Source organism: Plantibacter sp. ME-Dv--P-122b, assembly GCF_030209375.1.
In the GTDB taxonomy this organism is placed as follows: Bacteria; Actinomycetota; Actinomycetes; order Actinomycetales; family Microbacteriaceae; genus Plantibacter.
The window spans coordinates 422,901-437,776 of sequence record NZ_JARVSC010000003.1 but is presented as its reverse complement, the minus strand read 5'-3'; the positions used below and the strand labels follow the sequence as shown (position 1 = coordinate 437,776).

Genomic DNA, 14,876 nt, shown 5'->3' with positions numbered 1-14,876 from the left:
TCCTTCCGGTCACTGAGCTTGTCGAAGTGCCCCCGGGCAGGTTCTCCGCATCGAGTACCTTGACCCCGGACAGCTACCCCTGCTCGGCGAGGAACGCGAGCACGGCGTCCTTGAACGCCCGCGACGAGACCGCGTTGAAGTGCTCGCGGCCGGGCAGCCCCACGTAGCGGGCGCCAGCGGCTTCGGCGAGCCGCCGACTCCCGGCGGCGACCGCGTCGTCGTCTCCGGTCACGAGCAGCATCGGCAGCGGCGGCACCTCGGCCGTGCTCGGTTGTGGCCCTCCGCGGAGGCCTTCCACCAGGGCGATGAGGGCCTCCACGTCGTTTCCCGGGACGCCCTCGGCCATCGCCACGTACGTGTCCGTGAGGGCGTGGGTGATCGTCGTCCCGGTCCTCATGTGGTGACGGGCCGCCTCCAGGTCGAAGTCGCGGAGCGAGTCGCCCTCGGGGAGACCGCCGAGGCTGAGCGAGCGCACACGGTCGGGGTGCCGGACACCCAACCGCCAACCCACCCGGGAGCCCAGCGAGTACCCGAGGTAGTGCGGTTCGTCGACGCCGTAGCCGTCGAGGACGGACAGGACGTCGTCGACGAGGATGTCGAGTCGGTATGCGGCGGGATCCGTCGGTTTGTCGGAGGCTCCGTGACCGCGTTGGTCGAGGGTCAGCAGACGGTACCCGGCGCGCGTCAGCGTGCGTGTCCACCCGGCGAGGTCCCAGTTGAGTCCGGCACTCGAGGCGAAGCCGTGCACCGCGACGATCGTGCCGAGGTCGCCGGTGCCCGGAGCCGGTTCGTGGAGGTAGGTCGCGATCCGGATGCCGTCCGTCGACATGACGTAGGTGGGTGCGGTCGGGGCAGGCTGAGGAAGCACCCGTCAACGATACCCGCGGTGGCGCCGCGCGGGCTCAGTCGACGGTGACCGGTCGTGGTCCCTGCTGCATCATCTCGGAGAGGTACGGGGCGACGACGCTCGTGGAGATGCGGCAGTCGAGCAGGAGGACGCCCTGCGCCCCGGCGTGGACCCAGTCGGTGAGTCCGTCGAGGTCCGCGAGCGTGTCGATCGTCACGCCCTGGCCCCCCAAGGCCCGCGCGAGGGCGGCGAAGTCGACCTCGTCGATGAGCATCGGGGTCTGGTCGAGTCCACGTGAGCCGTATTGGTGGACCTCGGCTCCGTAGGCGGCGTCATTGAAGACCACGATCACGCCGCTCGGCACCGTGCGGATGACGGTGTCGAGGTCCGGGAGTGCCATGAGACCGCCGCCGTCGCCGGTGCAGAGGACGGTGGTGCCCGTGTGCCCGGCCGCCGCTGCACCGACAGCGCTCGGGAACCCGAGTCCGATCGACTGGTACGCCGTCCCGACCATGACGAGGCGATCGGGGGAGGGGATGTCGAAGTACATCGGCGCCCAGCCGATGAAGTGGCCGCCGTCCTGCACGACCGTGCGGTCGGCCGGGAGCAGCTCGTCCAATCGGTGCGCGAGGCTGCGCGGGTCGAGCCGCCCGTCCGCGCACAGTCCGTCGCCGGACGAGCCGTCACCCAGATCGCGATCGAGGTGCGGTGCTGGGCGGGCGGCGCCGGCCGACGCGACCCATCCGGACCCCGCGCCGTCGGAGAGCCGTTCCAGGAGACCTGCGGCTGTGAGGGCCGCGTCACCGTGGATGAGCTCGTCGACCCTGGCGTTCGTCGGGGCGTCGGCGAGGTCGACCTGGATGACGTGCGCGTCGTGGGCGAAGGCCTCGCCGAACCGCATCGTGAACTGGTTGAGGCCGGCGCCGACGACGAGCACGACGTCCGCTTCGGCGATGCGTCTCGCGGCGTGCTCCGTCGCGAAGCCGCCGGCCACGCCGAGATCACGGGCGCTGGAACCGAAGAGCCCGCGTCCGAGCGCCGTGGTCGCGATGTGGGCGTCGAGCCGGTCGGCGAGCTCGCCGAGCACGGGGCCGGCGTCGGCCAGCCAGGCTCCACGCCCGGCCAGGATGAGCGGACGGTCTGCGCTGCGCAGGGCAGCGGCGGCGGCGTCCAGGCGCCGCGCGACCGGCTCCACGCGTGACGGCCGGACGAGCGCCGGGTGGTGCGGTGTCCCGTCGGCCCGCAGCGGTTCGTCGGATGCCATGGCGGCGAGGTCGTAGGGGATGGCGAGCACGACCGCGGTCCGGCGGTGGACGGCGTGCTCGATGGCGCGCAGCGTGGTCGCGGTGGCGTCGTCGCGGCCGACGGTGAAGGTCGGCGCACCGAGCCCGGCGGCGATCTGGAACTGGTCGACGTCCCAGGAGCGGGCGCCGGTGGTCGGGGCGTCACCGACGACGAGGACCAGCGGGATCTGGGCCATCACCGCCTCCGCGAGGGGCGTCAGGGTGTTGGTGAATCCGGCGCCGTAGGTCGCGGTCGCGGCAGCGAGGCCGCCACCCGCGCGGGCATAGGCGTCGGCTGCGGCGACGCCCCCGGCCTCGTGGCGCATGGCGGTGAAGCGGGTCCTGGTCGCGGCGAGGGCGTCGAGGAGGTGCGCGTTGCCGTTGCCCATGACCCCGAACACCTCTGAGACGTGGCGACTGAGTGCCTGCGCCACTCGGGCGGAGACGGTGGAGGGGCGGATCGACGTGGGAACGGTCGACGAAGCGTGTTCGGACATGGGAGACCTTCGAGAACGTGGACGGATGGGATTCCGTGTGTGTCTCGCCGGTGCTGGCCGCGCTATCGCCCTTTTTTCGAGCAACGACCCCCGTGCTGCGGAGTCTGACGAGCACACTCTACTCCGCGGCGACCACGCTGCACAGTGCGGCCTCGACAGCATCCGCTCCACATCCGTGACATCTGCCGGACAGCCGGACCCGGCTTCGACCGAAGCTTGCCGCATGATCCACATCGTGCAGGCCCACGCGGCCGAAGACCTCCTCGCCCTCATCCCCGGACTCGTCGGAAGCACTCCGAGATCGAGCCTCGTCGTCGTCCTGTTCGCCGGCCGTCACAGCCGCGGCGCACTCCAGGTGCACCTGCCGGCCGGAACGGACGTCGACCGGCAGGTGGCGGACGCCGCGGCGGAGCGCGCCCTCGGGTTCGCCTGCCGGGCCCCGGGTGTCGACGCCATCGTGCCCGTGGTCTACACGGACGACGCGTTCGGGGCCGGAGCGGAGCCACCGGGCAGGACCATCGCCGACGCGGTCCTCGAGCTGGCGGGCGCGCAGGGGTTCACGGTCAAGGACGCCCTCTGCTCGGCCGCTGACGGCTGGGGCTCCTACCTCGACCCTGGACTCCCCGCCGGAGGGCGTCCGCCGGCGATCGTGGCCTCGGCGGCGGTCCCGCCGGTCCCACCGCTCCCCTGGGAGCTCGTCACGACCGAGGTCCCGTCGGTGGACGTGGCGACGTTCGCAGCCGTCGACCTCGAGTACCGGGTGCTCTGCGCTCGACTGGCCTCCATGCTCGACGCGGCCGCCGATCACGCCCGCACGACCTGGCGGATCGACCTCGGAGACGTCGTGGAACGACTCGACGGCCTTCCTGGGGTCTTCGAGGACGCACTCGCCCGCGGTGTCGAGGCGATGACCGCCCGGGAAGTGGCCTTCCTGTTGCTGAGCCTGTCACGCCCGTGGGCGAGCGACCTCGCACTCATGCAGTGGGCGTTCGGGCGCGACCTCGGTGAGGAACTCGACGACGCCGAACGCGCGTACGGGCATCTGCCGGTCGGGGCGGACGACCCGGAGGTGTTCCACCGGGTCGCCCACCTGTTGGTCGGCGACGGACCGCATCCCGACGTCCAGCGCATCCGGGCGGCGAGCAGCCTGCTCCTCGGCGTCGCGGCGCGAGCGTCGGAGTCGGCACGCGTCGCGCCGCTCGCCATGCTCGCCTGGCTGTCGTGGGCGCTCGGCCAGAGCACGCGCGCGACCGCCTTCCTCGCCGAGCTGGCCGACGAGGAACTGGACCACCCGCTGGCGGCGACCGTCGGGTCGCTGATCCGCCAGGGGCACCTCCCGGCCTGGGCGTTCTGCAGTGCCGCGGGAACACGCGACGGCGTGGCCGCCCCGAGCGATCAGCCCGCCGCGTGACGCTCGAGGAAGTCGTAGACCTCGGAGTCGTCGACGCCCGGGAAGGTGCCGCTCGGCAGCGGCGAGAGGATGTGGGTGTGCAACCGGGCGCTCGGCCAGGCCTGCTCCCGCCACTTGTCCGCGAGGTCCGACGGTGGTCGACGGCAGCAGGTCGGGTCCGGGCAGGTGGAGACCGCACGCGTCGTGGTCTCCCGTCCGCGGAACCACTTCGCCTCGCCCCAGGGCACGCCGACCGAGATCGAGAACTCCCCGGCTTCGGTCGTGCCGGTCTGGGTCGCGCACCAGAAGGTACCGGCCGGGGTGTCGGTGTACTGGTAGAGCTCCGTGGTGCGGTTCGTCCGCGCGAAGGCGTTCCGCGCGCTCCACTTCCGGCACACGATCTGGCCCTCCACCGCGCCCGTCACGTCGACGGGCAGCGGCAGCGCATCGTTCTCATAGGCCTTCGAGATCGCCCCGTCCTCGGAGACCCGCAGGAAGTGCAGGCGCATGTCGAGCCGGGCGGTCGCCAGGTTGGTCAGGCGCAGCGCCGCGGCCTCATGGGTGACCCCGAAGGCGTCGCGGAAGTCCTCGACGGCCAGGTTGCGGTCGCGCTTGGCCTGCTGCAGGAACGACACCGCGGCCGTCTGTGGCATGAGCGCCGCCGCCGCGAAGTAGTTGATCTCGAGCCGTTGCCGGAGGAACTCCGCGTAGCTCGTCGGACGCTGGTGCCCGAGCAGGCGGTGTGCCATCGCCTGCAGGGCCATGGATCGCAGACCGTGTCCGCCGGGGATCGAGGCCGGTGGCAGGTAGATGCGCCCGTTCTCGAGATCGGTGACGCTGCGGGCGGAGTGCGGCAGGTCGTTGACGTAGATGAGGTCGAAGCCGAGCTGTTCCGCCATGATGCTCACCGTGCGGTGGGTGAGTGCGCCGGTGCTGTGCCCGGCACGCAGCACGCGCGACTCCGCGAGTTCCTCGATCTCGGGCAGATGGTTGTCGCGCTCCCGCATCCACTCCCGCAGCTCGGTGTTCGCGCGCCGCGCCTCCTCCGGGGTCGCGATCGCCTCGCTCGCGTGCCGCTGCAGTTCGCGGTGCAGGCCCACGAGTGCGCGGAGGGCTTCGTCGGGGATGCCCTTCGACGGCTTGACGATCGGCAGGGTCAACTCGCCGTAGAGGGCACTGCGCTGGAGCCGGTCCAACTCGATCTCCAGCGCCGCGCGGGGGTTCGGCGCTTCCTTCGACAGGAGGTCGGTCAGGTCGACCCCGAGCGCGGTCGTCAGCTCCTGCAGGACCGACAGCTTCGGCTCGCGCTTCCCGTTCTCGATGAGGGAGAGCTGGCTCGCCGCCAGCCCGACCCGTTCACCGAGGTCGTCGAGGGTGAGGCCTCGCCGGGTCCGGAAGTGCCGGATCCGATGGCCGAGCGTGAGGAGCTCGGCGGCGGCGTTCGATGCGGGAGTCGGCGTCATTCCTTCACCGTATCGAAAGAAACGGGATTCTTGAAGTCTTGAAGACCGTGAAGATCGATCGAAGTGGGCGCATGGTTGCTCTACGACCACTTCTTGACCGTCCCACCAACGCCGGAGGAACGCATGTCCATCGCAGAACTGATTCCCGACACCGCACCCGCTCCCGCTGCCCGCGTAGAGCTCCGAGCAGTGCCGCGCCCGCAGCAGAGCGGCCTCGACGAGCTGCACGCCTGGGTCGACGACCTGGCGGCACTGCTGGAGCCGTCCGCGATCCATTGGGTCGACGGCTCCGCGAGCGAATCGCACCGGCTCACCCACCAGCTCGTCGAGGAGGGGAAGCTGATCAAGCTCAACCCGGAGTGGCGGCCGAACAGTTTCCTGGCCCGCAGCGATCCGCGCGACGTCGCGCGCGTCGAGGACCGCACCTTCATCTGCTCCGAGCAGGAGGAGGACGCCGGGCCGACGAACCACTGGCGCGATCCCGCGGCGATGCGCGACGAACTGCACGGGGTCTTCGCCGGCAGCATGCGCGGTCGCACGATGTACGTCGTGCCGTTCTCGATGGGCGCGGTCGGCGGGCCGCTCTCGCAGCTCGGCGTGCAGATCACCGACTCGGCGTACGCGGTCCTCAGCATGGGCATCATGACGCGGATGGGCGACCGCGTCCTCGAACTCATCGCCGACGGACAGCCGTGGGTCCGGACCGTCCACTCGGTCGGCGCTCCGCTCGAGGCAGGGCAGGCCGATGTGGTCTGGCCGTGCAACGACACCAAATACATCGTCCAGTTCCCGGAGACGCGCGAGGTGTGGTCCTTCGGCTCCGGCTACGGCGGCAACGCACTCCTCGCGAAGAAGTGCTTCGCGCTGCGGATCGCCTCGGTCATCGGCCGCGACGAAGGCTGGTTGGCCGAGCACATGCTGCTGGTCCGGGTCGTCTCGCCGGAGGGTCGGGCGTTCCACATCGCCGCCGCGTTCCCCTCGGCCTGTGGCAAGACCAACCTCGCGATGCTGCGGCCGACGATCCCCGGATGGACGGTCGAGACCCTCGGCGACGACATCGCGTGGATCCGGCCCGGCGACGACGGCCGTCTGTACGCCATCAACCCGGAGGCCGGTTTCTTCGGGGTCGCACCCGGCACGGGCGCCGGCACGAACGCGACGGCCGTCGAGACCCTGTGGGGCAACACGATCTTCACCAACGTGGCGCTCCGCGACGACGGCGACGTCTGGTGGGAGGGGCTGACCCCCGAGCCGCCGGCCCACCTCGTCGACTGGCAGGGCCAGGATTGGACGCCCGAGTCGGGCCGTCCTGCGGCCCACCCGAACTCGCGGTTCACCGTCGCGGCGGCGCAGTGCCCGTCGATCGCCGACGACTGGGACGCAGCCGACGGCGTGCCGCTCGACGCGATCCTCTTCGGCGGACGTCGTGCCACGAACGTGCCGCTCGTGGTCGAGGCCAGCAGTTGGGAGCACGGCGTGTTCATGGGGGCGACGATCTCCTCCGAGCAGACTGCGGCGGCCGAGGGCACGGTCGGGGAGCTCCGTCGCGACCCCTTCGCGATGCTCCCGTTCTGCGGCTACAACATGGCGGACTACTGGAGCCACTGGCTCCGCGTGGGCGGCGCACTCGAGCACGGCAAGGCGCCGCGGATCTTCCAGGTCAACTGGTTCCGGAAGGACGCCGACGGCTCCTTCCTCTGGCCGGGCTTCGGTGAGAACTCGCGGGTCATCGAGTGGATCGTGCGGCGGCTCGAGCACGAGGTCGATGCACGGGAGTCCGCGATCGGCCGGTTGCCGGTCCTCGACGAGCTCAACCTCGACGGCATCGACGTGCCCGAGGCAGACCTCGACGCCCTGTTCGCCGTCGATCGCGAGTCCTGGCTCGTCGAGTGCGACCTCACCGAGTCCTTCTTCGACACCTTCGGCAACCGCGTCCCGGCCGCCCTCCGCGCAGAGCTCGCCGCGCTGCGCTACCGCCTCCGGTCCTGACCCTCGACCTCCATTCGCCCAGTTTTGGGCGAATGGAGGTTCGTTCGCCCATGTACGGGCGAATGAACCGGCGACGAGGGTGCTCCACAGCTCGACGGTTGGCCGGGACAGTACCGCGCGACCGATCGCGCCGGTCGCGCACCGACCGATCGCGCGACGATCGAAGCATGACGTCAACAGGTCTGCCCGATCACCACGCGTTCTCCGTCCGCTCGGCGTTGGAGCAGGGGGTCTCGCCGGAGCGCCTCCGCACGACGCGTGTTCCAGCACCGTTCCCGGGGGTACGGAGTTTCACTGCACCGCGCCGGGGCGCGGACCTGCCTCCCGAACAGCGTCATCTCGCGCACCTGGAGCTGTGTCGCGCGTACGCCCAGCGAATGGCACCGGCGCAGTTCTTCTCGCACCTGTCGGCCGCGCATCTGCTGGATGCTCCGCTTCCGGCGCGGCTGCGCTGGGACGAGGTGCATGTCGGCGTCCGGCCGCCGGACCGAGCGCCCAGGGTTGCCGGGGTCGTCGGCCATCGCTTGGCGGGCCTCTTCGGCGATCCGATCCTCATCGAGAGGCTCGCGGTCGTGAGTCCCGCCGATATGTGGTGTCAGCTCGGACCGATGCTCGACATCGATGAGCTGGTCGCGGTCGGAGATCATCTCGTTCGGGAGCGTGGTGCTTCCGGCCGGTGGGGTCACCAGCGCCTTCCGGCACTGTGCTCGCTCGACGACCTTGTCGCGGCACTCAACGGATCCCGGCATCTCGGCGCGGGGTCACTCCGTGCCGCGCTCCCGCAGATCCGCGCTGGTTCCGAATCGCCGAAGGAGACGGAACTCCGACTCGCCTTCGTTCGTGCCGGCCTCCCGGAGCCGGTGCTCAACCACGAACTCCACGATCGCCGGGGGCGATTCATCGCACGTCTCGACCTCGCCTACCCGGTGTATCGCGCAGCGTTCGAGTACGACGGGCGCCAGCACGCCACCGACGCGGGTCAGTTCGCCAAGGACGTCGACCGGATCCATGCCGTCACCCGACTCGGCTGGTCCCACGACCGCTTCCTCGCACATCACCTGCAGGCGGGTGCCGCCGTCGCGATCGACCGAGCGCGCGAGCGCCTCATCGCCGCAGGATGGCGCCCGTGACTCCGTTCATTCGCCCATCTTTGGGCGAATGAGCACCCGTTCGCCCAAACATGGGCGAACGAACCGGGGTCACACGAGGAGCTGGTGCTTGGCGAGTTCGCGGTAGAGCGGGACCTCGGTCACGAGGTCGCTGTGGGTGCCGACGCCGACCACCCGACCGTCCTCGAGGACGACGATCTGATCGCTGTCGACGACGGTCGAGAGCCGGTGCGCGATGACGATGAGTGTGCGTCCCGTCGCGACCGCGTCGATGGCCTCACGCATCATCTGCTCGTTGACGCCGTCGAGGCTCGACGTCGACTCGTCCAGCAACAGGATCGGGGGAGCCGCGAGGATGGCGCGCGCGATCGCAAGGCGTTGCCGCTCGCCACCCGACAACATGATGCCGTCCTCGCCGACCGGAGCGGCGAGACCGAGCGGGTTGCGGTCGAGGACCCCGCCGAGGTTGACCGCGTGCAGCACACGCTCGCAGTCGGCGTCGCTCGCATCCGGCGACGACAGCAGCAGGTTGTCGCGCAGCGTGCCGGCGAGGACCGGAGCGTCCTGTTCGACGTACCCGATCTGATCCCGGAGGTCGGCGCGGGGGATCGTGCGGATGTCCACCCCGCCCAGGCGGATGGCACCGGCGGTCGGGTCGTAGAAGCGTTCGATGAGCCCGAGGATGGTGCTCTTGCCGGCGCCGGACGGTCCGACGAGTGCCGTGCGTCTGCCCTGCATCGCGGCGAAGGACACCCCACGGAGCACCTGACGGCCGAGCGCTGACTGCGCCTCGGTGAGTCGCGCTGCGTCGGCGGTGACCACCTCGGGCGCGCTGGTGCCCTCGCTCAGCGCCTCGGTCGCGAGTGCTTCAGCCGCAGCCCGTTCGCGCTCGATGACCGCCGCGTCCGGGTAGGCGAACTCGACGCCGTCGAACTCGATGGCCGGTGCGGAGGCCGAGGCGGTCCCGGGCCGGCCGACCCTCGCGGCGATGGCGGCGTCGTCGTCGCCCTCGTCGGGCAGGTCGAGGATCTCCTGGATCCGGCCGAGCGCTCCGAGCGCCTGGTTGACGCTCGTGATCGCGCCGAAGGCCTGGCCGAGCGGCATGATCATCATGAACAGGAAGAGGATGAACGCGACGAGACTCGCGATGGTGATGGCGCCGGACGCGACGCGGAACCCGCCGACGCCCAGGACGACCAGGAACGAGGTCTGCATGGCGATGCCGGCGACCGGGACGACCAGTGAGGAGATCTTCGCGATCCGGACGCCGACGCCGTAGACCTCCTTGGCCACGCCGTCCACCGCGTCGATCTCACGGTCGGTCGCGTTGGACGCCCGGATGGTGCGGATGGAGCTGATGGCCCGCTCGACCGCGGCGGCGAGCTCGCCCACCTTGGTCTGCTGCTCACGGCTGGCGACGCGGATGCGTCCGCTCAGGGCGACGACCACGACGACCGAGACGATCACGACGAGGAGGGTGAGACCCAGCAGGACGGGGTCGATGATCGCCATGGCGATGAGCGCCCCGAGGAAGGTGATGGCACCGCCGACGGCGTCCACGAAGCCCTGCGTCAGGACGGCGTAGAGCATCGTCGTGTCGCTGCCGACCCGCGAGACGAGGTCGCCGGTGCGGCGCGTGTCGAACTGGCTGATCGGCAGCCGGAAGATGCGCGCGATCAGCTGGCGCCGGGAGGAGTAGACGACCCCGGTGCCTGCGCGCTGCAGGAGATAGTGCTGGTACCCGCTGATGACGCCGGAGACCACGACGAGCCCGACGAGGAGCCAGGCCAGGTTGCCGAGCGACCGGCCCGCCTCGACGACCCCGATCACCTGGCTGACGATGAGCGGCTGGGCGAGCGACGCGGCCGCTCCGATGACGCTCAGGATGATGACGACGATGAGGATCGAGCGGTGCTCGAAGATGTACGGCATGAGCTGCTTGAGGCTCGCGCGGGGACCGTCGTCCTTCGGTCGGCTGAACGGGTTGCGGCTGCGTGCCGGGCGCGCTGGGGTGCTCATGGTGCTCTTCCTCCGAGGTGCGGTGCGCGGCTCCGAGACGGCCATGGCGACGGCGCACCGTGGTTCAACTCTAGGCGAGAGTCGCATGCGCCGAGCCCGAAGCCGACGCACCGAGCGCGGACGCACCGAGGGCCGGTGCGCGGAGTTGTCCTCCACGCACCGGCCCTCGGTGACCGCCTCGATCAGGCGTCGATGTCGACGTCCTTGGTCTCCTTGGAGACGATGAGGGCGACGAGCGTGATCAGGGCCATCGCCGAGAGGTAGACGCCGACCCAGAACGGGCTGCCGCCGCCGGCGCTCCACAGCGCGACGGCGATGAACGGTGCGACCGCGGCACCGAGGATCGACGACACGTTGTACGAGATGCCGGACCCGGTGTACCGCACGTTCGTCGGGAACAGTTCGGGCAGCAGGGCGCCCATCGGTCCGAAGGTGAATCCCATGAGGCTGAACCCGATGATGAGCCAGATCATGACCCCGGTGAACCCGGCGCCGAGCAGCGGGACCCAGACGAGCCCGAACACGAGGATCGCGCTCGTCACGACGATGAGCGTCTTGCGGCGTCCGTACTTGTCGGCGAAGGGGCCGGACACGAGCGTGAAGATCCCGAAGAACACCACGCCGGCGATGAGCATGAGCACGAAGGTCGTGTAGCTGTAGCCGAGCCCGGCGACCGGTGCGTCGAGCGGCGCACGGCCGTAGCTCAGGGAGAACGTCGTCATCAGGTAGAAGAGGACGTACGTGGCGAGCATGAAGAAGGTGCCGAGGATCAGCTTGCGCCAGTGCAGCTTGAAGACGCTCGCGAGCGGCGACCGCTGCACCTTGCCCTGCTCCTTCGCGTTCGTGAACGCGTTGCTCTCGACGAGGCGGAGTCGGACCCAGAGGCCGACGATCACCATGACGACGGAGAAGAGGAACGGGATGCGCCAGCCCCACTCGAGGAAGGCCTCGGACGGCATGGACGGGTCGTCGCTCGGCAGGATCGCCGCGATGATCAGGAAGAGTCCGTTGGCGATGATGAAGCCGATCGGCGCACCGAGCTGCGGGAACGTACCGAACAGGGCGCGCTTGCCGGTCGGCGCGTTCTCCGTCGCCACGAGGGCGGCTCCCGACCATTCGCCGCCGAGCGCGAAGCCCTGACCGATGCGGAGGATCACGAGGAGCAGCGGAGCGACCCAGCCGACGAGCTGGTAGGTCGGCAGCAGGCCGATGAGGAAGGTCGCGATCCCCATCGTGAGGAGGGCGCCGACGAGGGTCGCCTTCCGGCCCCGCTTGTCGCCGAGGTGCCCGAAGATGACGGCACCGACGGGGCGGGCGACCATCGCGGCGCCGAACACGGCGAACGAGGCGAGGAGACCAGCGGTCGGGTCCTCGCTCGGGAAGAAGAGATGCGGGAAGACGAGGACGGCGGCCGTCGCGTAGACGTAGAAGTCGTAGAACTCGATCGTCGTGCCGATGAGGCTGGCGAGGACGACACGGGAGCGCGGATTGACCGGGGCCTTGGTGACTGGGGTTGCTTCGAGAGACATGCGTGCGCGTTTCGGTTCGGGAATGGACGCCGTCGAAGCATCAGCACCGGTCGCGCACGCCCGCCGACGACGGCAGGATCAGAGGTTCGCCCGCTTGTGGCAGGACCATGACACTGTACGCCGAAGTACGGCATTCCGGTATTCGGTTGCCCTGCGGGGCGAATGCCGATGCCGGAATGCCGCGTGATGCGCCTCCGGTCGGGTCAGCCGCGCAGCTCGCGGAGGACGACCGCGGTGGCGACGGCGGCATCGGCGGCCTCCGCGCCCTTGTCCTCCTTCGACCCGGGCAGCCCCGCGCGGTCCAGCCCCTGCTTCTCGTCGTCGAGCGTGAGGACGCCGAAGCCGACGGGCTTGCCCGTCTGGATGCTGACCTGGGTGAGGCCGCTCGTCGCGGCGCCGGAGACGTACTCGAAGTGCGGGGTGCCGCCGCGGATGATGACCCCGAGTGCGACGACCGCGTCGGCGCCGGCCTCGAGGGCTGCCTTGGCGACGACCGGGAGTTCGAAGCTCCCGGGGACCCGCACGAGGCGGTGGTTGGCGCCGCTGGCGTCGAGGGCCTTCACGGCTCCGGCGATGAGGCCGTCGGTGATGGTCTCGTGCCAGGTGCCGGCGATGACGACGATGTCGAGGCCGGTGCCGTCGACGCTGATGGTGGGGGATCCTTCGCCGCTCATGCGGTCTCCTGTCTTCGTCCCCCGAATGCCTCGAGGGGGTTGGTGGTGTGCTCGCTCCCCGAGTCGGTCGGGGATGAGGACTACTGGTGGGGGTGCGGTTCGGGTGCGAGCTCGAAGCCGATGCTGTGGCCCATGCGGTCGCGCTTCGTCTCGAGGTAGCCCTCGTTGAACAGACCGACGCCGACGACCAGCGGGACGCGCTCGCTGACGGCGATGCCGTGGTTCGTGAGCTGGCGCTCCTTCTCCGGGTTGTTCGAGAGCAGGCGCACGGAGGTGATGCCGAGGTCCGTCAGGATCGCGCTCGCCGCCGTGTAGTCGCGGGCGTCGGCCGGCAACCCGAGTGCGAGGTTGGCGTCGAGGGTGTCGAGACCGTCCTCCTGCAACCGGTAGGCGCGCAGCTTGTTGACGAGGCCGATGCCGCGCCCCTCGTGCCCGCGGAGGTAGACGACCACACCGCCGTGGCGCTGGATGGTGTCGAGGGCGCTGTCGAGCTGCGGTCCGCACTCGCACTTGAGCGAGCCGAACGCCTCGCCGGTCAGGCACTCCGAGTGGACGCGCACGAGCGCGCCGGTGGCCTGCGGGTCGCCGGCGATGATCGCGACGTGGTCGGCCCCGGTCCTGCGGTCGCGGTAGGCGCGCAGCCGGAACGAGCCGTGGGTCGTCGGGACGGTCGTCTCCACCTCGAACGACACGTTCGACGACTCGGGGATGGCCGCCTGCGCGGCGCGTTCCTCGGCGCACACCGCGGCCGCGTCGGGATTCTCCTCGAGGAAGGCGATGAGTGCGGCGATGGTCGTGACGAGCACGCCCTCCCGCTCCCCGAGGGCGATGAGGCCGGGCAGACGCATCATCTCGCCGTCGTCGGCGACGATCTCGGAGATCGCCCCGACGGGGACGAGCCCCGCGAGCTTCATGAGGTCGACGGCCGCCTCCGTGTGCCCGTCGCGCTCGCGCACCCCGCCGTCGACGGCGCGCAGCGGGACGATGTGTCCGGGGCGCGAGAGGTTGGCGGGCACGGACGCCGGGTCGGCGAGCACGCGCAGGGTGTGCGCGCGGTCGGCGGCGCTGATGCCGGTGCTGAGCCGGTCGGCCGCGTCGACCGTGACGGTGTACGCGGTGCCTCTGGGGTCCTCGTTGAGCGCGACCATCGGCGGGAGGGCCAGACGGTCGGCGATCTCGTTCGTCATCGGTGCGCAGATGAAGCCGGAGGAGTGACGGACCGTCCACGCGATCCACTCCTGGGTGGCGGACTCCGCGGCGAGGATGACGTCGCCCTCGTTCTCACGGCCTTCGTCGTCGGCCACGATGACCGGACGACCCTGGCGGAGTGCCTCGAGGGCCTCCGGGATGCTGGCGATGGTCATGCGTTGCCCCTTCCGGTGGCGGTGGTGCCGACCGGGTCCGCGGACTGCGGATCCTGGCCGATGCTGCTGGGGAGTGCCGACTCGAGACGGCTGAATGCGAGCATGCGTTCGACGTGCCGGGCGAGGATGTCGGTCTCGAGGTTCACGCGGTCGCCGGGGACCCGGTCGCCGAGCGTCGTCGCGGCCAGCGTCTCGGGGATGAGGGACACCTCGAACCAGGCTTCCGGCGCATCCGGTGCGCTGATGGCGCTGACGGTGAGCGAGACGCCGTCGACGGTGATCGATCCCTTGTCGACGACGAGTGGCGCGAGCGCCGCGGGGAGCGAGACGCGTACGACGCGCCAGGCCTCGCCGGGCACCGTGGCCAGGACGGTGCCGGTGCCGTCGACGTGACCTTGGACGATGTGGCCACCGAGGCGGTCGCCGACGCGGGCCGCACGTTCGAGGTTGACCGGCGATCCGACCGTGACGCCGTCGAGCGAGCTCATCACGAGGGTCTGCGCCATGACGTCGGCGGTGAAGGTGTCAGCGGTCTGCTCGACGACGGTGAGGCAGACGCCGCTCACGGCGATGGAGTCCCCGTGCCGCGTGCCCTGGAGGGCCACCGGGCCGCGGACGGTGAACCGTGCCGAGTCCTCGCCGTGGTCGATGGCGACGATGGTGCCGAGTTCTTCGATGATGCCCGTGAACATGGGTGGTCCGTTCTCTGGGG

General features: G+C 70.4%; 11 protein-coding genes. 3 read left to right on the top strand and 8 right to left on the bottom strand.

Going from position 1 to position 14,876, the window contains the following annotated elements; genetic code table 11:
• Window positions 1–73: 73 nt before the first annotated feature.
• Together QRN19_RS06730 and QRN19_RS06725 are read right to left on the bottom strand one after the other, a co-directional pair.
• Window positions 74–868 (bottom strand): alpha/beta fold hydrolase, encoded by a 795-nt coding sequence (locus QRN19_RS06730; protein WP_285025966.1) that lies wholly within the window; start codon window positions 866–868, stop codon window positions 74–76.
• 34 nt (window positions 869–902) lie between these two features.
• Window positions 903–2,627, bottom strand: a complete 1,725-nt coding sequence (locus tag QRN19_RS06725; protein WP_285025965.1) for a thiamine pyrophosphate-binding protein — start codon at window positions 2,625–2,627, stop codon at window positions 903–905.
• A gap of 223 nt (window positions 2,628–2,850) precedes the next feature.
• Here QRN19_RS06725 and QRN19_RS06720 point away from each other — a divergent pair, with 223 nt between their 5' ends.
• On the top strand, window positions 2,851–4,038 hold the full coding sequence (locus tag QRN19_RS06720; RefSeq protein ID WP_285025964.1) for a DUF4192 family protein: 1,188 nt from the start codon (window positions 2,851–2,853) through the stop codon (window positions 4,036–4,038).
• Here the strand turns inward: QRN19_RS06720 and QRN19_RS06715 are convergent.
• The gene (locus QRN19_RS06715; protein ID WP_124769726.1) at window positions 4,023–5,480 is read right to left on the bottom strand and encodes a helix-turn-helix transcriptional regulator; all 1,458 of its coding nucleotides are present in this window, start codon (window positions 5,478–5,480) and stop codon (window positions 4,023–4,025) included. The two genes, QRN19_RS06720 and QRN19_RS06715, sit on opposite strands and share 16 nt — an antisense overlap.
• Window positions 5,481–5,603: 123 nt before the next feature.
• Here QRN19_RS06715 and QRN19_RS06710 point away from each other — a divergent pair, with 123 nt between their 5' ends.
• Window positions 5,604–7,469 (top strand): phosphoenolpyruvate carboxykinase (GTP), encoded by a 1,866-nt coding sequence (locus QRN19_RS06710; RefSeq protein ID WP_285025963.1) that lies wholly within the window; start codon window positions 5,604–5,606, stop codon window positions 7,467–7,469.
• 377 nt (window positions 7,470–7,846) lie between these two features.
• The gene (locus QRN19_RS06705; RefSeq protein WP_285025962.1) at window positions 7,847–8,599 is read left to right on the top strand and encodes a putative endonuclease domain-containing protein; all 753 of its coding nucleotides are present in this window, start codon (window positions 7,847–7,849) and stop codon (window positions 8,597–8,599) included.
• A 69-nt stretch (window positions 8,600–8,668) separates the two neighbouring features.
• Here the strand turns inward: QRN19_RS06705 and QRN19_RS06700 are convergent, their stop codons facing one another.
• The 5 genes from QRN19_RS06700 to QRN19_RS06680 form a co-directional block, all read right to left on the bottom strand.
• Entirely contained in the window at window positions 8,669–10,597 is a 1,929-nt protein-coding gene (locus QRN19_RS06700) for an ABC transporter ATP-binding protein (protein ID WP_285025961.1), read from the bottom strand.
• Between the two features lie 182 nt (window positions 10,598–10,779).
• On the bottom strand, window positions 10,780–12,126 hold the full coding sequence (locus QRN19_RS06695; protein WP_285025960.1) for an MFS transporter: 1,347 nt from the start codon (window positions 12,124–12,126) through the stop codon (window positions 10,780–10,782).
• A gap of 203 nt (window positions 12,127–12,329) precedes the next feature.
• A complete protein-coding gene (gene ribH, locus QRN19_RS06690; protein WP_285025959.1) occupies window positions 12,330–12,800 on the bottom strand; it encodes a 6,7-dimethyl-8-ribityllumazine synthase in 471 nt (156 codons plus the stop codon).
• A gap of 80 nt (window positions 12,801–12,880) precedes the next feature.
• Window positions 12,881–14,164, bottom strand: a complete 1,284-nt coding sequence (gene ribA / locus QRN19_RS06685) for a GTP cyclohydrolase II (protein ID WP_285025958.1) — start codon at window positions 14,162–14,164, stop codon at window positions 12,881–12,883.
• Window positions 14,161–14,856: a riboflavin synthase gene (locus QRN19_RS06680; protein ID WP_285025957.1), complete on the bottom strand. Its 696-nt coding sequence runs from the start codon at window positions 14,854–14,856 to the stop codon at window positions 14,161–14,163. The genes ribA and QRN19_RS06680 overlap by 4 nt, the downstream gene beginning before the upstream one ends.
• Between the last annotated feature and the right edge of the window lie 20 nt (window positions 14,857–14,876).